This window comes from Flavobacterium sp. CAU 1735, from assembly GCF_039888695.1.
Taxonomy (GTDB): Bacteria; Bacteroidota; Bacteroidia; order Flavobacteriales; family Flavobacteriaceae; genus Flavobacterium.
On sequence record NZ_JBDQQQ010000004.1, the window covers coordinates 133,152 to 156,702 of the forward strand.

The 23,551-nt window shown below is 40.0% G+C and carries 18 protein-coding genes; 6 read left to right on the forward strand and 12 right to left on the reverse strand.

Annotated elements, in window-relative coordinates; genetic code table 11:
- Positions 1-33 precede the first annotated feature (33 nt).
- From AAFN64_RS11070 to AAFN64_RS11080, 3 genes are all read right to left on the reverse strand, one after another.
- Positions 34-5,343: a gliding motility-associated C-terminal domain-containing protein gene (locus AAFN64_RS11070; RefSeq protein ID WP_347760475.1), complete on the reverse strand. Its 5,310-nt coding sequence runs from the start codon at positions 5,341-5,343 to the stop codon at positions 34-36.
- Between the two features lie 298 nt (positions 5,344-5,641).
- Positions 5,642-6,337 (reverse strand): response regulator transcription factor, encoded by a 696-nt coding sequence (locus tag AAFN64_RS11075; protein ID WP_347760476.1) that lies wholly within the window; start codon positions 6,335-6,337, stop codon positions 5,642-5,644.
- Complete coding sequence (locus AAFN64_RS11080) at positions 6,313-7,317, reverse strand: histidine kinase (RefSeq protein ID WP_347760477.1); 1,005 nt, start codon at positions 7,315-7,317, stop codon at positions 6,313-6,315. Before AAFN64_RS11080 ends, AAFN64_RS11075 begins: the two co-directional genes overlap by 25 nt.
- 178 nt (positions 7,318-7,495) lie before the next feature.
- Between AAFN64_RS11080 and AAFN64_RS11085 the strand changes: the two genes are divergently transcribed.
- The 4 genes from AAFN64_RS11085 to AAFN64_RS11100 all read left to right on the forward strand — a co-directional run bounded on the left by AAFN64_RS11085 (position 7,496) and on the right by AAFN64_RS11100 (position 12,592).
- Positions 7,496-9,862: a TonB-dependent receptor gene (locus AAFN64_RS11085; RefSeq protein WP_347760478.1), complete on the forward strand. Its 2,367-nt coding sequence runs from the start codon at positions 7,496-7,498 to the stop codon at positions 9,860-9,862.
- A gap of 24 nt (positions 9,863-9,886) precedes the next feature.
- The gene (locus tag AAFN64_RS11090) at positions 9,887-10,702 is read left to right on the forward strand and encodes a DUF4249 domain-containing protein (protein ID WP_347760479.1); all 816 of its coding nucleotides are present in this window, start codon (positions 9,887-9,889) and stop codon (positions 10,700-10,702) included.
- A gap of 82 nt (positions 10,703-10,784) precedes the next feature.
- Positions 10,785-11,447, forward strand: a complete 663-nt coding sequence (locus AAFN64_RS11095; protein ID WP_300484880.1) for a thiamine diphosphokinase — start codon at positions 10,785-10,787, stop codon at positions 11,445-11,447.
- A 122-nt stretch (positions 11,448-11,569) separates the two neighbouring features.
- Positions 11,570-12,592, forward strand: a complete 1,023-nt coding sequence (locus tag AAFN64_RS11100) for a M28 family metallopeptidase (RefSeq protein WP_300484878.1) — start codon at positions 11,570-11,572, stop codon at positions 12,590-12,592.
- 106 nt (positions 12,593-12,698) lie between these two features.
- Here AAFN64_RS11100 and AAFN64_RS11105 read toward each other — a convergent pair whose 3' ends face one another.
- The 7 genes from AAFN64_RS11105 to AAFN64_RS11135 form a co-directional block, all read right to left on the reverse strand.
- On the reverse strand, positions 12,699-12,914 hold the full coding sequence (locus AAFN64_RS11105; RefSeq protein ID WP_300484877.1) for a hypothetical protein: 216 nt from the start codon (positions 12,912-12,914) through the stop codon (positions 12,699-12,701).
- Positions 12,915-12,919: 5 nt separating this feature from the next.
- Positions 12,920-15,124 (reverse strand): heavy metal translocating P-type ATPase, encoded by a 2,205-nt coding sequence (locus AAFN64_RS11110; protein WP_347760480.1) that lies wholly within the window; start codon positions 15,122-15,124, stop codon positions 12,920-12,922.
- 83 nt (positions 15,125-15,207) lie between these two features.
- Positions 15,208-15,768: an AraC family transcriptional regulator gene (locus tag AAFN64_RS11115; protein WP_347760481.1), complete on the reverse strand. Its 561-nt coding sequence runs from the start codon at positions 15,766-15,768 to the stop codon at positions 15,208-15,210.
- Between the two features lie 61 nt (positions 15,769-15,829).
- Positions 15,830-18,100 (reverse strand): cation:proton antiporter, encoded by a 2,271-nt coding sequence (locus tag AAFN64_RS11120; RefSeq protein ID WP_300484873.1) that lies wholly within the window; start codon positions 18,098-18,100, stop codon positions 15,830-15,832.
- A gap of 124 nt (positions 18,101-18,224) precedes the next feature.
- Entirely contained in the window at positions 18,225-18,944 is a 720-nt protein-coding gene (locus AAFN64_RS11125; RefSeq protein ID WP_347760482.1) for a response regulator transcription factor, read from the reverse strand.
- The gene (locus tag AAFN64_RS11130; RefSeq protein ID WP_347760483.1) at positions 18,913-19,554 is read right to left on the reverse strand and encodes a histidine kinase; all 642 of its coding nucleotides are present in this window, start codon (positions 19,552-19,554) and stop codon (positions 18,913-18,915) included. The genes AAFN64_RS11125 and AAFN64_RS11130 overlap by 32 nt, the downstream gene beginning before the upstream one ends.
- A 117-nt stretch (positions 19,555-19,671) precedes the next feature.
- Entirely contained in the window at positions 19,672-20,061 is a 390-nt protein-coding gene (locus AAFN64_RS11135) for a rhodanese-like domain-containing protein (RefSeq protein WP_300484867.1), read from the reverse strand.
- Between the two features lie 134 nt (positions 20,062-20,195).
- On the opposite strand from AAFN64_RS11135, the gene hemN reads away from it, so the two are divergent.
- A complete protein-coding gene (gene hemN, locus AAFN64_RS11140; RefSeq protein WP_347760484.1) occupies positions 20,196-21,557 on the forward strand; it encodes an oxygen-independent coproporphyrinogen III oxidase in 1,362 nt (453 codons plus the stop codon).
- Between the two features lie 167 nt (positions 21,558-21,724).
- The gene (locus tag AAFN64_RS11145; protein WP_347760485.1) at positions 21,725-22,300 is read left to right on the forward strand and encodes a uracil-DNA glycosylase family protein; all 576 of its coding nucleotides are present in this window, start codon (positions 21,725-21,727) and stop codon (positions 22,298-22,300) included.
- On the opposite strand, the gene AAFN64_RS11150 is transcribed toward AAFN64_RS11145, so the two are convergent.
- On the reverse strand, positions 22,297-22,998 hold the full coding sequence (locus AAFN64_RS11150) for a sulfite exporter TauE/SafE family protein (protein WP_347760486.1): 702 nt from the start codon (positions 22,996-22,998) through the stop codon (positions 22,297-22,299). The genes AAFN64_RS11145 and AAFN64_RS11150 overlap by 4 nt on opposite strands.
- A gap of 79 nt (positions 22,999-23,077) precedes the next feature.
- On the reverse strand, positions 23,078-23,524 hold the full coding sequence (locus tag AAFN64_RS11155; protein ID WP_300484859.1) for a FixH family protein: 447 nt from the start codon (positions 23,522-23,524) through the stop codon (positions 23,078-23,080).
- Between the last annotated feature and the right edge of the window lie 27 nt (positions 23,525-23,551).

Genomic DNA, 23,551 nt, shown 5'->3' on the forward strand with positions numbered 1-23,551 from the left:
ACAAACAGACTAAATGTATTGTTACTTGGTTGTCTATCGTTGTCTGTTAATATATACCCAACCGGTTACGCTTGTTCCGTCTTCTTTTACAATCGCATAGAAATACGTGCCATCCGGTAATTCGTTACCCTTGTCGGATATTCCGTTCCACTGATTGGTGTAATTACCATGGAATTTATAGACTTCTCTACCATAACGGTTAAAGATTGAAAGTTCCTGTATGTTCATTCCTGTTAGGTCGAAAGTATCATTCAAACCATCATTATTTGGTGAAATTCCTTTTGGTATCATACGACATGTATTACTTGTCACAGAAATTTGTGCGGTTCCAATACAGTTATCTGAAACGATCACCTTAAATACCTGTGGTAAAGTAGCTGTTGGATTTTGTGCCATATATGCATCAACATTAAATGAAGCTTTATTTGTTCCTACAGTTATATCATTCTGATTTTTCCAGATATAGGTCACAGCTTCCGGATCATACGACCCGTTAACCGGAATCGCCTTTAATAACAATGTAGCATTCTCACAACCTCCTTCAATGGTTGTTATAAGTGATGATTCTGTTATTACAATTGATGCTTCAGAATGTCCTCCTCCGGTACAGTTTTCTATATTCTCTGAAACGGTATAGACAATGGTATGAGTGCCAACTGTAGCACCTGTAAGATCCAATACTCCGGTTACAGGATCAACTGTAATTGTAGCAGAACTAAATATTCCTCCTGTTGTAAATCCATCGACTGTTATTGGCTGTGGACTTTCTAATGCATTTATACAAACTGAATCGTAAGTAAATGTTAGCGTTGGTACTGCCAGTGGGATTACCGTTACCGTTGCTACACCGCTTATCGACTGGTCACAGTTTTCATTTGCAACACTTAGCAATTCATATACGCTTGCATTTCCAGAAGTAATCGTAGCTGTTCCACTGGAATCAAGTGTTACCGTTTGTGGTGAACCGCTATTTACGGAGTAGGTTACAATTGCACCTGCTGTACCGCTAAAAACGATTGTTGCTGTTTTCCCAGAACAAATCGTTGTTGTTCCTGAGATCGTTGCATTTAATAATGGATATATTGTTACTATAGCTGACCCCGTCAGGTTTTGTGTACACATATTACTACCTGTCACACTTACCAAAGTGTAAACACTATTTGCCGTTAAAGCCGGAGTCATCAAAGATGCTACACCGTTTATATCTAATGTTATCGTTTGATTTATACCGCCATCAACTGTATAGGTCACAACAGCATTTGGAGTACCCGAAAAAGCTATTGTTGTGGTCGACCCCGAACAGATGGCTATTGTTCCAGAAACTGTTGCCGTTGGTAGCGGCATAATCAGTATTGTTGCGGAACCGGTCACATCTTGTGAACAAGCAGCATCCAAAGTAACACGTACCAAATTATAAACACTGTTGGCTGTTAAAATCGGAGTGATCAAAGATGCTATTCCGCTCTCATCTAATGTTATTTCCTGATCAGTTCCCCCATCAACCGTATAGGTCACAACGGCATTTGGAGTACCCGAAAAAGCTATTGTAGCCGTTGATCCGGAACAAATCGGAGATGTCGCTGAAATTCCTGCTAATAATTCTATGTTAATCGTAATAGTAGCAGAACCGGTTAGATTTTGCGAACACGTATTGACACCTACCACACTCACCAAAGTATAGACACTGTTGGTTGTTAAAGCCGGAGTCGTTAAGGATGCAACTCCGCTCTCATCTAACGGTATGATTTGATTTGCCCCTCCATCAACCGTATAGGTCACAATGGCATTTGGAGTACCGGTAAAAGTTATCGTTGTAGCCGTACCCGAACAGATTTCCCTTGTTCCTGAAATTGTTGCTGTAGGTAGTGGCATAATTGTTACCGTAGCGGAGCCAGTTAGGTTTTGTGAACAGGCATTAACACCGGTTACGCTTACCAAACTGTAAATACTGCTGGCTGTTAAACCCGGAGTGGTTAAAGAAGCCGTTCCGGTTCCGTTTAATGTTATGGTTTGATTTGTACCGCCATCGACCGTATAGGTCACAATGGCATTTGGAGTACCGGTAAAAGTTATCGGAGCCGTTTCACCCGAACAGATCGTTGTTGATCCGGATATAGTAGCCTCTGGTAATGGTTTTATCGTTATTGTTGCGGAACCGGTCAGATTCTGTGAACAAACCGGTAATCCCGAAGTCGTTGCTTGAACCAGCGTATAGGTTCCGGCTGTTGTTGCCGAAACTGTTCCCGTTCCGGAAGCATCTAAAACAATTTGTTCATTGGATCCTCCATTAAAGGTGTAGGTAATTGTACTATTCGGTGTACCCGTAAAAGTTATCGGAGTCGTTTCACCCGAACAAATCGTAGCTGTACCTGCTATTGTAGCGGTTGGTAATGGTTTTATCGTTATTGTTGCGGAACCGGTCAGATTCTGTGAACAGGCTGGCGTTCCTGAAGCTATTATACGAACCAATCCATAGGTTCCGGTTGTTGTTGTCGAAATGGTTCCCGTTCCGGAAGCATCCAAAACAACCTGTTGCTCAGAACCTCCATCAATAGTATAAGTAACTGTAGCAAGTGGCGTACCGGTAAAGGTAATAGTAGCTGTTTCACCCGAACAAATCGTTGCGGTACCTGATATAGTAGCTGTTGGTAGTGGTTTTACCGTTATCGTTGCGGAACCTGTCAAATTCTGTGAACAAGCCGGTAATCCCGAATTCGTTACTTGAACTAATGTGTAGGTTCCGGCTGTTGTAGTTGAAATTGTTCCCGCTCCCAAAGCATCTAAAACAATCTGCTGATTAGATCCTCCATCAATAGTATAGGTAACCGTACTATTTGGTGTACCGGTAACCGTAACGGTAGCTGTTTCGCCGGAACAAATCGTGGCTGTACCTGCTATTATAGCCGTTGGTAATGGTTTTATCGTTATCGTCGTAGAACCGGTCAGATTCTGGGAACAGACAGGTGTATCCGAAGTTGTTATACGAACTAATGCATAAGTACCGGCTGTTGTGGTTGAAATAGTTCCCGTCCCGGAAGCATTCAAAACAACCTGTTGCTCAGAACCTCCATCAACAGTATAAGCAACCGTAGCAAGTGGCGTACCGGTAAAGGTAATAGTAGCTGTTTCACCCGAACAGATCGTTTCAGTACTGGTTATTGTAGCCGTTGGTAGTGGCTTTACGGTTATTGTTACGGAACCGGTCAGATTCTGCGAACAACCAGGTGTACCCGAAGTTGTGACACGAACCAATGCATAGGTTCCGGCTGTTGTTGCCGAAACAGTTCCTGTTCCCGAAGCATTCAAAACAACCTGTTGCTCAGAACCTCCATCAATAGTATAGGTAACCGTACTGTTCGGTGTACCGGTAAAGGTAACGGTAGCTGTTTCGCCCGAACAAATCGTTGCAGTACCTGCTATTGTAGCGGTTGGTAGCGATCCTATCGTTATCGTCGTAGAACCGACCAGATCCTGAGAACAGACAGGTGTACCCGAAGTTATTGCGCGTACCAATGTATAAGTTCCGGCTGTTGTGGTCGAAAGAATTGCGGTTCCGGAAGCATCCAGTGCAACCTGTTGATTTAAACCGCCATTAACAGTATAAGTAACCGTGGCAAGCGGTGTACCTGTAAATGTAATTGTAGCTGACTCACCCGAACAGATCGTTTCAGTACTGGTTATTGTAGCGGTTGGTGGTGGTATAACGGTGATCGTTGCGGAGTCACTCAGCGCTTGAGAACAAGCGGTTGTGCCCGAACTCGTTACGCGAACCAATGTATAGATTCCGGTTGTTGTTGCCGAAACAGTTCCTGTTCCGAAAGCATTCAATACAATCTGCTGTTCAGCACCCCCATTAATAGTATAGTAAACCGTACTATCTGGCGTACCAATAAACGTAACGTTAGCCGATTCTCCCGTACAAATCCTTGTAGTACCACCTATTATGGCTGTTGGTAATGTTTTTACCGTTATCGTTGCAGAACCCGTCAGGTTCTGTGTGCAGACCAACGCTCCGGCTGATGTTGCACGAACTAAAGCATATGTTCCGGCTGTTGTGGTCGAAAGTGTTGCGGTTCCCGAAGCATCCAAAACTAGCTGTTGTTCAGAACCTCCATTAAAGGTATAGGTAACCGTACTATCCGGTGTACCTGTAAGTGTAACGGTAGCTGTTTCACCCATGCAAATAGTGGCGGTGCCAGTTATTGTGACTGTTGGTGATGGTAGTACCGTTATTGTTGCCGAACCACTCAGTTCCTTCGAACAACCAGGTGTACCCGGAGTTGTTACGCGAACCAATGTATACGTTCCGGCAAGTGTTACCGAAATAATTGCTGTTCCGGAGGCATCCAAAACAACTTGTTGATCAGCGTCTCCGTTAACAGTATAGGTAACTGTAGTCGACGGTGTACCACTAAAAGTTATTGGAGTTGTTTCTCCGGAGCAGATGGTAGCAGTACCGGATATGCTAGCTGTTGGTAATGATCCAACCGTTACCGTTACAGCTTCATTTAGTGCTTCTTCCTGCAACAAAACTCCGATGCTATCATATATTTTTATAGCCGTTAAAGTATACACTGTTGTTGTTGTTAGACTCTCCGAAAACGAAAATGTTCCCGAAGCATCCAAAATTGCGGTTTGTTCTGCTCCCCCATTTATATGGTATAGCACTGTAGCATTGGGAGTACCGGTAATCGTAATGGTTACTGCATCACCGGAACAAATCGTTGTTGCACTTGAACTAATAGTTGCCTCCAAATCTATGATACCTGGCGGCGGAGCAAAAGCGAAAGCATTTCTACTGTCCGTAGCATTATCTATATTGACAGCACTTCCGATCCATTGCAAATCAAAATCAGCATCTTTGGTCGGCTTGTCAATTCTAATATAATAGAACTCTCCTTTTGTAACGTCTAACCATCGAACAGATCCATTTCCGGTGGCACGATCCGTTTGTGTCACCGTTGTGTTTCCATTCATTCCAATACGATTGGTACTAGGATACACCTCTTTCTGTTTTGGAGTACAAGAACGTATGGGCTTTCCAAGATTGGAACAATCGTTATTGGGACCATATACCCAAAAATTATACGAAAGACCTACTTTCTGATTTTTAGGAGTAATATCGAATCCCAATGTGCCGGATTGAATCACATTGATTTTTAACCATACTGAATTTTCATCTCCGGTTATTTCATCAACTGCTGTTCCGGCACTATCCCTATTGGAAATAAAATGATCATTTCCCCATATATCAATCGCATTAATACAATTGTTGGGTCGGTTCTGTGCCTGCATTATACCGGAAAAAATAAAGGGTAAAACGGTAAGTAAAAGCTTTTTCATATCGTGACTCAGTATTTTGTTTCTTGTTTTTGAGAAGTCGTAAAAACAACCTCTTTTGCAAAACATGTTAAACACTTTTGTAAAACATTAAACAAACTTAAGTGCAAATTGAGAATACAGCTCCGGTTGGATTTTTATTGTCCTTTTAATGTCTTAAATAGTATAATTAATACCCTTACAAAATTCTAATTTGGAAGAATTCAAAAAAAAGGGCATTCCAATACCACATACAAAAACAATATCCTAAGGTCTCTAATCAAAAAAGACAGCCTGCTGACTGTCTTTTTGTTAGAATGATTTAATTGAGTTTATCGACCAGAATCTGGTACTTTCGCCCAACCGGAACAATCCGGTCGTCTGTCAGACTCAGATTGTGCTTATGATTAACCATAAGGTGTTCTCCATTAACAATATGGGAACGGTGCACCTGTACAAAACGGCTATCGAGATTATCCATTATTTCGATTAGACTGCCATACACCACAATCGGAACAATCGTATTCCGGATATATACCTTTAGATAATTTCCTACGCTCTCAATACAAACAATTTCAGCCAGTGCAATATCGGTTATATCGCCGTTTACTTTCAGGCGTATTATATCCTTAACTTCTGTTTTCTGACTATTGGCATTACAAAATAGCTTTGCCTTTTCTACCGCTTTGGCAAAAAGAGGGAACGAAACCGGTTTTAACAGATAATCCACCGCATCATACTGAAACGATTTCAACGCATAGTCCGAATAGGCCGTTGTAACAATCGTTACAGGACGTTTTGGCATACGCTCCATGAGTTCAACACCGGTGAGTATCGGCATATTGATATCCAGAAAAATCACATCATAACACTCATTAACAATCATTTGCAAAGCATCTTTACCATTATAAGCACTTCCACCATATAATAGCTCCGGACACTGTTCAATATGCGATTTTATAACCCGGTGTGCCGGCTTTTCATCGTCAACGATCAGGCATTTATATTTAATTTCCATAATTGTAATTCCAGTTTAAAAACACCAATGACATTTTTATCAATGGTAATTTTATGTTTTACAAACGATACAATCAACCTTCGTCTCAAATTTTCCAGTCCAAGTCCCGTACTTTCCAAAAATGAGCCTTCTGCCAGACAATTATTCTCAATCGTAAAAATAAGATGATCCTCCATAAATTTCCAGTGGATATCGACATAAGGTTGTTCGCATTCTGACGAGAATTTGATGGCATTTTCAATTAACGTCATAAATACAAGCGGTAGTATAAAAAAATCTTCAAAATCGCCTTCCGAATGTTCGGTGACCTTGAGATTATGGCTCTTATATTGATGATAACCAATATATTTTTGTACAAAATCGATTTCTTCCGTCAAACAAACATATTCTTTTTTGGTCGCTTCAATCTGATACCGCAACAAACCGGAAAGCTTTAATATCTTTTCAGCCACCGTTTGAGGTTCGGCCAATGCGTCTCCATATAGATTATTCATCGCATTAAGCAGGAAATGCGGGTTGAGTTGCTGCTTTAAAAAAGTGAGCTCCGCCTGGGAATTCAGGAGCTTTTTATGGGTTCGGAAAACATTTTGTAATACCCATAAATTAATAAAATAAATCCCGGTTCCGATAAAAAGCATAAAAAGTGTTCCGAGTATTTCGTTAAAAAGCGAAATATACTCCCCAAAATTCTGCGTAACCTGTACCTGAACGATGATATAAAACAACCAAAAAAGCGCAAAATATTTAAAAAAAGTAAAATATTTTTTCTCCAAAAGAAATTTTCTTACAAGAATTACGTTACTAAACATGACTGCCCCATAAATGGTTGTTAAAATCAGTAGTAATTCAATGAATATGTATTCCGGAGTTTTATCCTGCTTTCTGTCGGCGTATTCATTATACAGGAATAGGACCAAAAGGAGCAGATAAAAGGTAACATTCCGGAACCAGAAGTTTTCGTAGGCAAGGCGTATTTTCATGATTACAAAAATAGAGTAAACGGACTATTTTCAACTCCTTAGCACTATTTTTTATACAAACGCCACTAGTATAATAAATCGAATAATTTATATAAATTTTAACTTAATTTTTCTTGCAGAAGATATCTTTGCAGTAATTTTTTAATCATCAATCAAAAAACGACAATTATCAAAAAAAATGAACTTTAAACTTTTTATTTGCCTGTTTTTTTGCTCAGTCGGCATATTTGCCCAGGAGAAAGTGACATTAAGCGGTACCATTTCGGATACCCGGAACAACGAAACCCTGATTGGGGTAACGGTTTACATCAAAAGCCTGCAAACAGGTGCTACAACAAACGAGTATGGCTTCTACTCGATTACCGTTCCGAAGGGAACCTACACCGTACAGATAAACTATATGGGGTATCAAGGTGTTGAAGAAACGCTTAATCTGAACCAAAACACCCGTAAAAACTTCGCATTAGGCGAAAACTCACGAGAACTACAGGAAGTGGTTATCACCGAAAACAAGAAAAAGGTCGATATTCGCCGACCGGAGATGAGTGTTAACAAACTTTCCATTAAAGAAATCAAAAAAATGCCGGTTGTTTTAGGAGAAACCGACGTTTTAAAGTCAATTCTGACACTTCCCGGAGTAACCAATGCCGGTGAAGGCGCCTCAGGATTTAACGTACGTGGTGGCGCAGCCGATCAGAACCTGATCTTACTGGACGAGGCTACTATTTACAATTCCTCTCACCTTTTCGGTTTCTTTTCGGTTTTTAATTCCGATGCGATCAAAGATCTGAAACTGTATAAAGGCGGTATTCCGGCTCGATTTGGTGGCCGACTATCCTCTGTTTTAGACATTTACCAAAAGGAAGGAAACAGTAAAGAATTCCACATGAATGGTGGTATCGGATTAATTTCCAGCCGTCTATTGGCCGAAGGGCCAATTACCAAAGACCGCGGTTCGTTTCTGGTAGCCGGAAGAAGTTCCTACGCGCATTTATTCCTGAAAATGACGGACAATAAAAACTCCGCTTATTTCTATGATTTAAACACCAAACTAAGCTATAAATTAAACGATAATAATAACCTGTATCTATCTGGTTATTTTGGTCGTGATGTGTTTGATTTAAATGATAGCTTTAAGAATACCTATGGTAATACCGTGGTTAATCTGCGTTGGAATCATTTGTTTTCCGATAAATTATTCTCCAATATGTCAATGATTTATAGCGACTACTATTATGGACTAACACTAGACTTTGTTGGATTTAACTGGGATTCGGGTATTAAAAACTATAACTTTAAATACGATCTGAAACACTATATTTCCAATAAGCTACAATTGAGCTACGGTGTGAATGCTATTTATTATGATTTTAACCCGGGAACTATTGAACCAAACAAACCGAATTCCGGTATCAACGCAGATCAATTGGATAAAAAATATGCCTTTGAGCCTTCATTTTATATCGATGCCGAACAAAAACTAACCGAAAACCTTTCCGTTAACTACGGTTTGCGCTATTCGATGTTCTACCGTTTGGGACAACAAAAAATCAACACCTACGCAAACAATCAGGCGGTTATTTTTAACGACGATTTAAAGATTTACGAAAAAGCAACACCTACCGGAAGCGAATACTTCGGACGAAATAAAACCATCGCCAGCTTTGATAATTTTGAACCTCGTGTCGCCGTTTCCTATGCTTTAAACGATGATCAATCCATAAAGGCGAGTTACAACCGTATGAGTCAGTATTTGCATTTGATTTCCAATACGGCTTCTCCTACGCCTTTAGACGTATGGGCGCCAAGTGATAATTTCTTAAAACCGCAGACATTGGATCAATATGCGATTGGTTATTTCCGTAATTTCAATGAGGATAAATATTCCCTTGAAGTGGAAACCTTTTACAAAAACATCAAAAACCGCGTCGACTATATTGACGGAGCCGATCTAATTGCCAATAACGCAATCGAACAGGTAATCCTTAACGGAAAAGCCCGCGCCTACGGTTTGGAAGTATTGTTACGCAAAAACACCGGAAAATTAACCGGTTGGGTATCCTATACTTTATCCCGTTCCGAACAGCAAACACCGGGAAGAACGCCAAACGAAACCGGAATCAATAACGGTGACTGGTACCGTACCGGATACGACAAAACCCATAACCTTTCGATCACTGGATCGTATACCCATACCGAAAAATGGACTTTCGGAGCCATCTTCGCGTTACAATCCGGTCAACCGGTAACCTATCCAAACGGACAGTATATTTATCAGGGAATTTCGGTACCGAGCTACGGTAGCCGTAACGACAATAACCTTCCGTTATACCACCACCTGGATGTATCGGCAACCTATACACCGAAACCGGAAAAGAAAAAAGGATGGCAAGGCGAATGGGTATTTAGTATTTACAACCTGTACAGCCGCAAAAACGCAGCCTCAATCAGTTTCCGTCAAAACGAAGATACGGCCCGAAACGAAGCGATAAAACTTTCTATTTTCGGAATTGTACCATCGGTAACGTATAACTTCAAATTCTAAAGTATCCATTAAGAACGTATCATTATGAAAACCATATTAAAATATTTCACATTCCTGTTTGCAATTCTGATGCTGAATAGCTGCGAAGAAGTTGTCGATGTTAAACTGGACAGTGCTCCGCCCCGATTGGTTGTGGATGCCGCCCTTAACTGGATTAAAGGGACAACAGGTAATAATCAGGTAATCTATTTAACCACCACCGCCGATTATTTCGGTACGGAAATTCCGAAAGTAAGCGGTGCCACTGTGGTCGTAACCAACAGCAGTAACGTTGATTTTAACTTTTTGGAAGCCGTACCCGGTGAATATATCTGTACCAATTTCCAACCGGTTTTAGGAGAAACCTATACCCTGACCATCGTTAGCAATGGCGTAACCTATAAAGCGACCGAAACCTTAAAAAGCGTTGTCGATATTCTGAATATCGAACAGAAAAACGACGGTGGTTTTACCGGTGATCAAATTGAGTTAAAGACCTTTTATAACGATCCCGGAGACGAAGACAACTACTATTTATTCCGTTATATTCGCAATAATACTTTGGCTGTTTTCCGTTCCAGCGACGACCGTTTTGTACAGGGAAACACGACTTTCGATATTTATTCGCACGAAGATCTGAAAGTTAACGATAACGTAAACATCCGTTTAATGGGGATTTCCAAACAATATTACAATTATATGAACATTTTGATTAGTGTGGCACAAGGCGGCGGCGGACCGTTCCAAACGCCACCGGCTACCGTACGCGGTAATGTGATCAACCAAAACAATCAGGCCAATTATCCCCTCGGGTATTTTAGCCTGTCGGAAGTCGCCGAAACCAATTATGTTATTGAATAAAAATCTAAAAGACAACTTTCACCGGTTGTCTTTTTTGTTTTAAAATCATTGCTTACTTTTGGAATAACTCAAAAGTAAACAAATGTCTTCACACCATATTGTCCGCGACGACCAGGAACCGGCCTTAATTATTGCCAACGGAGCGCCCTGTAACGACGAATTGCTCGGACAGCTGTTGGAATGGTCGCCTTTAGTCATCGTACTCGATTCGGCTATGGAACGCGTTCTGGATCTCGGAATCAAAGTAGATGTACTCTTAGGGGACTTCGACCGTGATTTTGATGCGGAATTTTACCGTCAAACCCAATATCCGATTGAAATTGTTCATACACCCGACCAGGACAAAACCGATCTGGAAAAGGCCTTTGACTATCTTATCGAACGAAAAATACCGGCTGTTAATGTCGTTTGGGCTACCGGAAGAAGAGCTGATCATACCATTAGCAACATCACCAATATTGTCCGCTACCGCAACCTTCTGAAGATTGTAATACTGGACGATCATTCAAAAGTATTCCTGCTACCAAAAAAGTTTGAAAAATGGTATCCGGCCCATACGATACTTTCCTTAATTCCGATAGGAACCGTAGCAGGTATCCACTCTAAAAACCTATTCTATCCATTGCAAAACGATACCTTAACCATTGGTTATCGAACCGGAAGCAGTAATCATGTAAATGAAGACGGACTGGTTTGCATCGAACACACATCAGGTGATTTATTACTAATGGAATGTTTTGATTAGTATTTATTATTTACTTTTTTAACCTTAAAAATAAATAATAAATAAAATTCACTTTTCAATTGAAACAAAATAGTATTTTAGGCTACATATAAATAAGCATACAACCTACAACTCCAAAACCAATGAAAAAAATATTTCTTTGCGGTCTCGCACTTTCCCTGTTTTTGAGCAGCTGTTCTTCCCAGAAGAATAGTTCCTCCAAGGATTATGTATCCAAGTATATGAACACAATTAATAAGGAAGAATTAAAAAAACACCTTTATATTGTAGCTTCCGACGAGATGCAGGGGCGTAATACCGGCGAACCGGGACAGAAAAAAGCCGGCGAATACCTGATTGCCGAGTACAAAAAAATGGGGATTTCCTATCCAAAAGGAGCTGATAGTTTTTATCAGAAAGTTCCTTCCGAATTTATGGTGCGTCCCTTTAGTCCTAAATTAGGAGACTCGGAAAATATCTGGGCCTATATCGAAGGTTCTGAAAAACCGGATGAGGTATTGGTGATTTCCGCGCACTATGATCACGTAGGGATGAAAAACGGAGAGATTTATAATGGTGCCGATGATGATGGTTCCGGAACGGTAGCGTTACTGGAAATCGCTCAGGCTTTTATGGATGCCAAAAAAGCCGGCCACGGACCAAAACGTTCGATCCTTTTTCTACATGTGACCGGAGAAGAACACGGATTACACGGATCCCGCTACTATTCCGAACATCCGTTATTCCCATTAAAAAACACGATTGCCGATATCAATATCGATATGATCGGACGACGTGATCCGGCACATAAAGACAATGGTAACTATGTGTATGTGATCGGTTCCGACCGTTTGAGTACGGATTTGCATAACATCAACGAAGAGGCCAATAAAAAATATGTAAACCTGTTATTGGATTACAAATACAACGACCGAAACGATCCGGAACAAATCTATTTCCGTTCCGACCATTATAACTTTGCGAAACACGGTGTACCGGCGATCTTTTTCTTTAATGGTGTTCATGAAGATTACCACCAACCGGGTGACACTCCGGACAAAATTGAGTACGACTTACTGGAAAAAAGAGCCAAACTGGCTTTTGCTACCGCATGGGAACTGGCCAATCGCCCTAACCGTATCGTAGTGGATAAAAACGGTGAATAAATCCTAAAATAAAAACACCCGACCCATTTTAAAAACAGATCAGGTGTACAAATTAAAGATTAATCCGGAACAGCTGTCAGATCATAAGAATCCGACAGCTGTTTTTTTATTCGGTTACTTTCTCAATTATATAACCTACATTTTTTAATTGTTCCGCTAACGTAGCTTCGGAAACCGTATCGCTGTTAATGGTCAGAATCTTTTGCGGGTTTTCGGTATCCACTTTCCAGTTATCCGAACCCACAAGCGGATTTAACACCGGAGTCACTTTTTCGATACATCCGGCACATTTAATATTGGTTTTAAATTTCATCGTTTTCATTGTATTTATTTTTTAAATTTTAAAAGTAAACTGTTGCTCACCACACTCACAGAGCTCATTGCCATAGCCGCTCCGGCAATCATCGGGTTTAGTAAAAATCCGTTAATCGGGAACAATACGCCGGCGGCAATCGGAATTCCGATAACGTTATAGATAAACGCCCAAAACAGGTTTTGTTTGATTGTTTTTACGGTTTGTTTTGACAAGTGAATCGCCACCGGGATTTTTTTCAAATCGGACGAAATGATCGTCATATGTGCAACATCCATCGCAATATCCGATCCTTTACCCATCGCAATACTCACATTGGCCTGCGCCAGTGCCGCACTATCGTTAATTCCGTCGCCAACCATAGCCACCACGCGACCTTCGTGTTGCAATTGTTTTACAAACTCCGATTTATCCTGTGGCAATACACCCGCTTTGTACCGCTTAATGTTGAGTTGTCTGGAAACGGAAGAAGCCGTTGCCTCATTATCACCCGTTAGCATAATCACTTCGATACCGTCGCGTTGCAATTCTTCGATAGCCTGTACCGATGTTGGTTTAATCGCATCCTGAACCGCGATAATAGCCAACACTTCCTGAGTCGAACCAAAAAACAATACCGTAGCTGCATTTTGGTAATATTCGTCTGCAAATCGCTGTAATTCGTCTGAAATGCGAATCTTTTCATTTTCCATCAATTTCTGATTTCCAACAAAATAGGTTTCGCCGCCGGCTATTGCTTTTACGCCAAATCCGGTAATGCTTTCGAAATGATCCAGACTAACAGTATCCAACAAGGCATATTCTTCAACCACCGCCTGTGCTAATGGATGTTCTGACTGTTTTTCAATGGTTTTTAAGATCGATGCTTTAGCCGCATTATCGTGTAACCATTTTGTAGCGGTAACTTTTGGTTTTCCTTCCGTAATTGTCCCTGTTTTATCCAAAATAATGGTATCTACTTTTTGAGCCAATTCCAGACTTTCGGCATCTTTTATCAGAATGCCCTGTTCGGCTCCTTTTCCAACACCAACCATAATAGCCGTTGGTGTAGCCAATCCTAAAGCACACGGACAGGCAATTACCAATACCGTTACCATCGCCATTAAGCCTTGGGTAAATCCGTTTTCACCGCCAAAAATCAGCCATATAATTAAGGTCAGGATTGAAATTCCTACCACAATCGGTACAAATATCCCGGCAATTTTATCGACCAGTTTTTGAACCGGTGCTTTACTACCCTGTGCATTCTGTACCATTTTAATGATATGCGCCAGTAAGGTATCCCCGCCTACTTTCCGCGCCCGGAACTGTAAACTACCTTTTTGGTTGAGTGTTCCGGCAAAAACAGTCGCTCCGATTCCCTTTTCAACCGGTACCGGCTCTCCGGAAATCATACTTTCGTCTACAAACGAACTTCCGGAAACCACTTCCCCATCTACGGCAATTTTCTCTCCGGGTTTTACCAGAATCAGATCATCTAACACAATCGATTCGATTGGCGCTTCCATAAACTCCCCGTTGTCTTTTACCACGGTTACCGTTTTGGGTTGTAATCCCATCAGTTTTTTAATTGCCGAAGCCGTATTTCCTTTAGCCTTCTCTTCCAATAATTTACCCAAAAGAATAAACGCGATCACCACCGTAGCCGCTTCAAAATAAACATGGGCATGTAGTCCTCTTTGATGCCAGAAATCGGCAAAAAGGGTATTAAAAACACTAAAAATATAGGCAATACCGGTACTCAGTGCGACCAGAGTATCCATATTGACCGAACGGTGTTTTAACTGTTTCCAGGCATTTATAAAGAAATCTTTTCCATACCAGAACAAAACCGGTGTGGCAAAAAACCACATGATTTCATTTCCGTAGGGCATATCCATAAAAAACATCCCGATGATAAAAACCGGAAGGGTTAGTAGCGACGCGCCTATCGTTTTCTTTTTTAGTTCTTCGTAATGATTTTTTTGTTGGGTTTCGACTAGCACGTTTACATTGACATCTTCTTCAATGATCATATCGTAACCAATGGCTTGCATTGCTTTTTTAAAATCGTCGAGCGAAGCAACATTCGAATCGTATTCTACTTTGGCAGAGGCATTCGCATAATTAACTGCGGCATCAATAACACCTTTTTGATGTTTCAACATACTCTCCACGCTTACCGCACATGAAGCACAGGTCATTCCGGTTACCGGAAAATTTTTAGTAATGGCTTCCATATCGTTATTTGTTTTTGTTAGAACAAAGTTAGACCGGAATGCGCAGAAAACTATTGTAGAATTTTATAATGGAGTTGTAAGATTTACACTTTGTCTAACGGAATTCGTTTTTCCGAACGGATGTTCTTAAAGTGCGACGGTGTTAATCCCGTTACTTTTTTAAACTGATTACTCAGATACGCTACACTACTGTAGCCTAACAAATCGGCAATTTGTTTTAACGACAATTCATCGTAAACAATCAGCTCTTTTACCTTCTCGATCTTTTGGTTGATCAGGTATTTTTCGATCGTAATCCCTTCCATTTCCGAAAAAAGACCACTCAGATAATTATAGTCGTATTGTACTTTATCCGATAGGAATTCCGATAACGTCAGTTTTGTTTTTTCCTGATCGTGATGAATAAAATTGATAATCGTTGTTTTCACTTTTTCAATAAGCTGCTTGCGTTTGTCATCGATAATTTCAAAACCAATCGCCTCCAAAGCCTCCGAAAACTGTTGCCGTTTTTCTTCCGAAACGGAATCCGCAAGTGTCACTTCACCCATCGTAACCTGTTGGTATGGAAGATCCATTTGATCCAGGATTTGGGTAACGGCCAAAACGCAACGTTGGCAAACCATATTTTTAACAGCTATTTTCATATTCTAAATATACTGTCAAAAATACAATTTGCCAACGGTATTTTAAATTCTTAACTTCTTTTTAAGGTTTTAAGATGAGTAATGATGGTGTATTATTTAGCCAGGTACTTCTGGATTCTACCAGTTTTTTCCAGCTATCAACACTAATGATCATTAAATCTTGATCCTGTAAAAAGTCCTTTTCTATTTTGCGTTCGTTTAATAACTTAATATGATTGGGCGCCTGTTGTTCGATTGCACGGATACCTTCTTTGATTGTCGCATTATTTTTAATATTTCCAACCACATCCAAAACCGTTACCTGCGATTCGACATTTGCGATAAGCTTTTGGGCGTATTCGATCAGGAAAGCATCGGAATCATCGAATAAGGTCACAAAAACGCGATCGGCTTTTTCAAAATTTTTGTTCACCAACACCCCTACCGGAACTTCTGTTTTTGCCAGAATTTGCTCGGTACGTTCGTCAAACGGTGAATTTTCGAATAGTTTTTCCTTACCGGTAAACTTATTCAAAAGGTTTTCCGGATTGATGATACGGGTTGTAAATCCAAGGATTTTTCCCAATAGTGTGCCTTCAAAAATAGATTGTCCTAAAGCGACCAAAACCAGGTCAAATTCACCTTTATTGGAGACTTCGATAATATCCGAATCCACATCGGTTGAGGTTTTAAACAAAGTAGTCACCTTTTGTTTTAACTCTTTCGATTCGGCTAATACCGGTTTAAAACATTGTTCTTCGAATTCTTCCACATTAAAGGGATGTACTTCATTACTCGACGGAATATGCATGGCTGTAACCATCGCATTTTTCTTCATCTTCTTAACAAAAGTATTCGCAAGTCGTAATAAACCTTTTCCTTCTTCGGGCGTATCGAACGACACCAATACCTTATATTTACTTACCTGACTGATTTCAGCCGGGATAATCTCGTCTTTGGTCTTGAATATAAAATTGATCAAATCTAAAGCCGGTCCGGTCATTAAGGTTGTAGCCAAGGCCATGATAACCATCATCGCAAAGATTTCCGGTTTTAACACGCCTAAATCATATCCGATATTTAACACGACCAACTCCATCAATCCTCTGGTATTCATCAGCGCGCCAATCATTAGACTATCGCGCCAGTTCTGACCTACGAATCTGGCCGTTATCGTACTTCCTACAAATTTTCCAACAACCGCTACTAATACAATCAAACCACAGATTTTCCATAAATACGGATCATCCAAAAGTCCGATTTGCGTACGTAATCCGGTGAAAACGAAAAACAACGGTAGTAACATTACCTGCGAAACGTCCTCCACTTTTTCGATAAAGATATTTCGAAAACGCATATTGTCCGGCATAATCGCTCCGGCCATAAAAGCTCCGAATAAAGCGTGAATACCAATTACTTCCGTAGCATATGATGAGATTAATAACGTCAGGAAAAATATTGCTACAACCGATTTGGTAATGCTTTCTTTACTGGTGTACAATTCCCCGATTCTTTTTAGGAACGGGCGCACCACTTTTAGCATTAGAATCACATAGATAATCGCCAATGCTATAATATATAAGGAACTTAAAAACGAACCGGCCTTAACGATTGCGATTACAGCGGCCAGAATACACCAGGCTGTAATATCATCGGCTGCGGCACAGGTAATTACCATTGCACCAAGTTTGGTTCGATGTAATCCTCTTTCCTGTACAATACGTGCCAATACCGGGAAAGCCGTAATACTCATTGCGATACCGGTAAACAAAGCAAACGAAAGGAATTCTACACCATCCGGGGCAAATTGGGTGTAAATAAAATAAGCCAGAACCATACCGAGGGTAAACGGAATTACGATACTCGCATGGCTGATAACCACTGCTTCTTTGGCTTTATTTTGGAGTACTTTCAGATCGAGTTCCATCCCGACCACAAACATAAAAAGGATTAATCCGATCTGACTCAGGAACTGTAAATTCCCTAATGAGGCTTCCGGAAATAATAAATTGGAAAACTCCGGAAAATAGGTTCCTACAAGCGAGGGACCTAGTACGATACCGGCAAGTATTTCACCGATGACCATTGGTTGGCCTATTTTTTTACATAACTCTCCGAACAAACGTGCCACAAAAACAATGGTCACAATTTGTGCTAATAAAATCGCTAACGGATGTGTCAGATTATGAATTAGAGATGCCAAAAATTCCTGCCATTGGCTATTCCCGGAATTGGGCAATACAATATGACGGCCACCTTCCAGAACCTTTCCGTTTTGGACGGTCCAATACATGGCCGCAAAAGCGACTCCCAATACGCCGACATAAAAAAAGCTATTTTTAAAATTTTTCATAAGTTATCATTTTGGCTTACACTTATTTTGGTGCAAATATGCTATATAAAGCCTTGAAAAAAAATGAATTCGTAATATTAAAAACGCCTCTTGTAACGAAGCCGGCAAAAATTGTAACGAAATACTATAGCTTCACTTTCTCTACAAATTCCGGTCGGTAACTTTCACTTAAACCAAAACTAAACGGCTTACCATTTGCCATCATCACATTCGCAGTAATCTCGTCGTGCGAATAAAACTGTATGTTTTTAATGGCCAAAGCTTCTTTTTTATTGATCCGGCAAAATTCTTCCGCAGGCAATTGTTTTAACAACTTGTCAAAAGAGTAATTTTTAGCGACAAAATTGGTAAGATCCTGTAGATAAATCACTTTATCCCGGCTATCGGTTTCTGCCGATTTGATAAAGAAAATCTGATCGATCGACAATATGGTTTTACCTTTATCGGTATTTAACTGTAGGTGTTTTCGAGTCGTTTTTGTAGTCTCAAAACGTTTTAACGCTTTTTGAATGGCTTGTTGCAGGCGCTCTTTTTTAATTGGTTTTACGACATAATCCACCGCATCAAGGTCGTATGCTTCGGCCGCAAAGTCTTTGTAGGCTGTCGTAAAAATAATTGCCTTCCCTTCCAATAAGTTAGCGACTTGTAATCCATTCATTCCCGGCATCTCAATATCGGAAATCAAAAGGTCAAAATCATACTTATTACATTCGGCAAGAAACGTTTCCGGGTTATTAAAAGCTTTGATCACTTCCAATTCGGGAATTTGCTCACAAAGCATTTTAAGATAGGTTAATCCCGGTAATTCGTCGTCAAGAAGCAAGCATTTGAGTTTTGTACTCACGTAAATCAATTTTTAATTGTGCAACATAGACATCTCCTTCAATGAATTTGTCCAGTTTATAATGGTTTTTATAAATAATCTTTAATCGTTGTTCCAAGGTTTCCGATCCTAGTCCGCTATTGTCTTTTTTAAAGGCCGCTTTACTGGATATTTTATTGGTCACCGTCATTGAAAAAACCTGACCTTTTAATTCGATAACAACCGTAATAAAAGCATCGGCACTTTGTAAATCGGCATGTTTAAATGCATTTTCAATCAGATCAATCGAAATTAGCGGAGCCATTAACTGTTGTTGGTACGAGGCATCCGTTTCGTCGATTTTCTTTTTTACCGTAAGGGCAAACAGTGGACTAATTTTGATTTTATTAATCTCAATCAGGTTTAAAGCGAAATCAATTTCTTCTTTTGGGCTCACAAAACGCCTCCTACTTTCATACAAGATATAATCCAGAACATTCGACAGCTTATCCATCGCAAAATACGTTTGATAGGCATGTGATTGTATCGAATTTAATATATTTTTAAACAAATGCGGATTCAGTTTGGATTCGAGTGTTTCCAATTGCAAATGGTTGAAACGCTCTTCAAAATCCACATATTTAACCTGCATATACTTTTTCTCTTTTTCCAGCTGTTGCAGTCTATACAAGAGATAGCCAGCGATACAAAGGATCAGCAGACACAAAAATAAAAATATATAATCCAGGTTTGTCATGTAGTAAAAGTCTTATTTTTCCACCGGTTTTTTCTGATCATTCCATGCGTCGATACCGCCGTCCAGTTCCACGATCTTTTTAAACCCTTTTTCTTGTAGGATTTCAACCGCTTCAGCACTTCTTCCTCCGGCTTTGCAATACACATAAACCGGTTTTGTTTTATCCAATTTGTCCACTTCCTCTCCGAAGTTCTTTTCGTAGATATGCAGGTTTTTAGCACCTTTCAAGTGACCGGACTGGTATTCTTTTGGAGTACGCACATCGATCAGTTGTCCTTTATTGGCTGTAATTGTTTTTTCAAAAACTTCCGGGTTAACCAATTGGGTTCCTTGTTTTACCTGTGCCTGACAAGCGGTAAAAAACAATACAAAAAATAACAGTTTAAAAATTTTCAGTTTCATAATCGTCCAATATTAAAGGCCTAAAAGTACAAAAAATGTCTGTAATCGTCTGCCAATGTTTTCGTATGATAAATATCATTTTTTTTCGAAGTCCTATAATTTAATTTTGTTTGTTGAAAATTCAGTTTTAGGTTATGGCAATTTCACTAGTTCAAAAATATAATGTTCCCGGACCGCGCTATACAAGCTATCCAACGGTTCCGTATTGGGACGATTCGCAGTTTTCTGTTGCGGCATGGCGCGATACGTATATCCGTTCGTTTCGGGAGAGCAATACTTCCGAAGGCATTAGTCTTTATATTCATCTACCGTTTTGCGAAAGTCTGTGTACTTTTTGCGGATGTCACAAACGGATTACCAAACGTCATGATGTTGAAGACACCTATATTCAGGCCGTTTTAAAGGAATGGGCATTGTATTGCGATACCTTTCCGGAAACACCGAATATCCGGGAAATCCATTTGGGCGGTGGTACACCTACCTTTTTTTCTCCGGAAAACCTTGAACTTTTGATCAATGGAATTTTGAGTCGTGCCAACCGTATGGATAACTACGAATTCAGCTTTGAAGGACATCCCAACAATACAACCCGGGCACATCTTGTAAAGCTTTATGAACTGGGATTTCGCCGGGTAAGTTTTGGTGTTCAGGATTACAGTCCTGCCGTTCAGAAAGCGATCCATCGCGAACAATCGTTCCATAATGTGGCCAAAGTAACTTTTTGGGCCAAAGAAATCGGCTATACTTCTATTTCACACGATCTGGTATTTGGTTTGCCATTTCAAAAACTGGAAGATGTGATCGATACGATCGAAAAAACAAAATCACTGGCACCTCATCGACTGGCATTTTACAGTTATGCTCATGTACCGTGGATTAAAGGAAACGGGCAACGCGGTTTTAAAGATGAAGATGTTCCAAAAGACCAGAAAAAAAGACAACTTTATGAGGTCGGGAAAATGATGCTGGAAAAAAACGGTTTTTATGAAATCGGTATGGATCATTTTGCGATTGAAGACGATACTATGTATGATGCGTTTCAAAACGGAAAACTGCATCGCAATTTTATGGGTTATACTTCTTCCAAAACACAATTGATGATTGGATTAGGCGTATCGTCCATTAGTGATAGCTGGTATGCTTTTGCTCAAAATGAGAAAACACTGGAAGACTATTATGCCCGTCTGGAAAAAAACGAACTGGCTGTTTTTAAAGGTCATATTCTAACTCATGAAGATTTGATCATTCGTCGTCATATTTTAAATCTGATGTGCCGGTTTCAGACCAAATGGGACAATGAAGAACAATTTCCGGAACAAGAGAGCATCATCGCCTCTTTACAGGAAATAGAAAAAGACGGATTATTAAAAATCACCGATGACGGTATTACCGTTACCGAAAAAGGGAAACCGTTTGTTCGCAATATATGTATGGCTTTTGATTTACGTTTAAAACGAAAAGCACCCGAAACACAATTATTTTCCATGACCATTTAAAAAATTCGTCGCTAAAATAAAGTCTCTAAAGCCGGTATTTCCGGCTTTTGTCTTTCCATTACTCCAAATTTTTAAAAGTTTGGATTCGATATAACTTTCATTCAATCAAAATACGGTTAGAAATAGTACTTTTATACAGTAATGCACTCCGATCTAAATCAATTATTATGGATTCGCTATTAAATAGAATTACTAACTGTACAATATGCCAGGCATCATTACCGTATCCACCCAAGCCCATCCTTTCATTTTCCGACACCTCCCGGATTTTAATTATCGGACAGGCACCCGGAAGAAAGGCGCATGATAGCGGAATTCCATGGAATGATGCTAGTGGAGAAGAATTAAGACGTTGGTTAGCTGTAGCACCGGCAGAATTTTATGATCCGTCATTATTTGGTATCGTTCCAATGGGCTTTTGTTTTCCGGGTACGGGCAAATCGGGCGATTTACCACCAAGACCGGAATGTGCTCCAACCTGGCATCCGCAGCTTTTTACGGCACTTACGGATATAAAACTTATTTTGTTGATCGGATCATATGCTCAGTCGTACTATCTTAAGGAGCGCTCCTATCGAACGCTGACAGAGAATGTGTCGCATTATCGCGATTTTTTACCGGATTATTTTCCTTTGGTTCATCCTTCACCGCGAAACCGGATCTGGCAAAAAAAGAATCCCTGGTTTGAAGAAGAGGTTATCCCGGAATTGCGAAAACAAGTCCGAAAAGCTTTGGTTTCTTAGCCGCAATGCGCTTCACCTCTAACAAAAAGACTCATATTACTTGGAGAAACATACGGAATTCCAAGTCCAAGTCCTCTTAATATAAATAGCATGCCGATACATACGGCCACATAAGGAATTATTTTTCCTATTTTGTTCCGTATTGGCTGACTTATCCAATTGGAAGCATATACAACCGTACTCATCATTGGGACTGTTCCCAATCCGTAAAGTAGCATGTATACTACTCCGAGTGATTCGCTTTGCATGGCAATGGCACCGAACAAAGCAGCATATACCAATCCACAAGGCAGCAATCCGTTTAATAATCCTATTGTAAAAAGTGCTTTATAACTTTTCTTTTTAAACTGATTTCCTAAACTACTTTTGATTTTGGAAAGCATGCGATAAACCGGTTTTGAAAAATTATAGCGCGCGAGGATTTTCTCCGGAACGAGAACGACTATAATCATTAGTATTCCGGCTATGATAGACATTTGTTGTTGTAGTCCGGCCAGATAAAGACCTTTCCCTACAATTCCGAAAACTAATCCCAATGCCGCATAGGCCGTTAAGCGACCACTATGGTACAACAATATCTGAATGACTTTTTTTGCGGGATTGTGTTGGTCTACCGGTAACATCATGGCAATAGGACCACACATACCGATGCAGTGCAAACTACTTACCAAACCGAATATAAATGCAGAAAGCAACATACCATTCCGGATTAATTTAGTTTGTAGCCAGAAGACAACCAAAAAACTATTAAAAAACCTCCTGACTACAAACCAAAAATTACAAATTGACTACTAACTTGTTTAAATAGGCTTTTCCTTCGTATTCCCAATCGATAGCAATGTCCCAGCGACCGTCCACCAAATTTGTTTTAGGTATGAGCAAATTTGAAGCAGACAACGAAATCGGAACTTCGAAGTCCAGTTTCTGGTTGGACGGTCTGTAAAGGGACACTTTTCCTTTGATTTTGTCTTTATTGAAACTTGCCGGAAAAGCAATCATAATACCTTCTGGTGTTGCGGAGACTGTCACTTTTTCGGTTAAGTCGGCCGCATTTTGTTCTTTATCGAGCTGTTGTTGAAAGCTCATTTCTTTTTTATAATATTCTTCTGTAACCATTTCGTGATCATAATTTTTATCAGACTGTACTTTAAATACGAAGTACATGATAAAAGTGATAAACAATCCGAAAGCGATTACGATGCTGGTTCCCCAATTTACTTTCATGGTGCGTTTTTTTTTAAGGGTTTATAA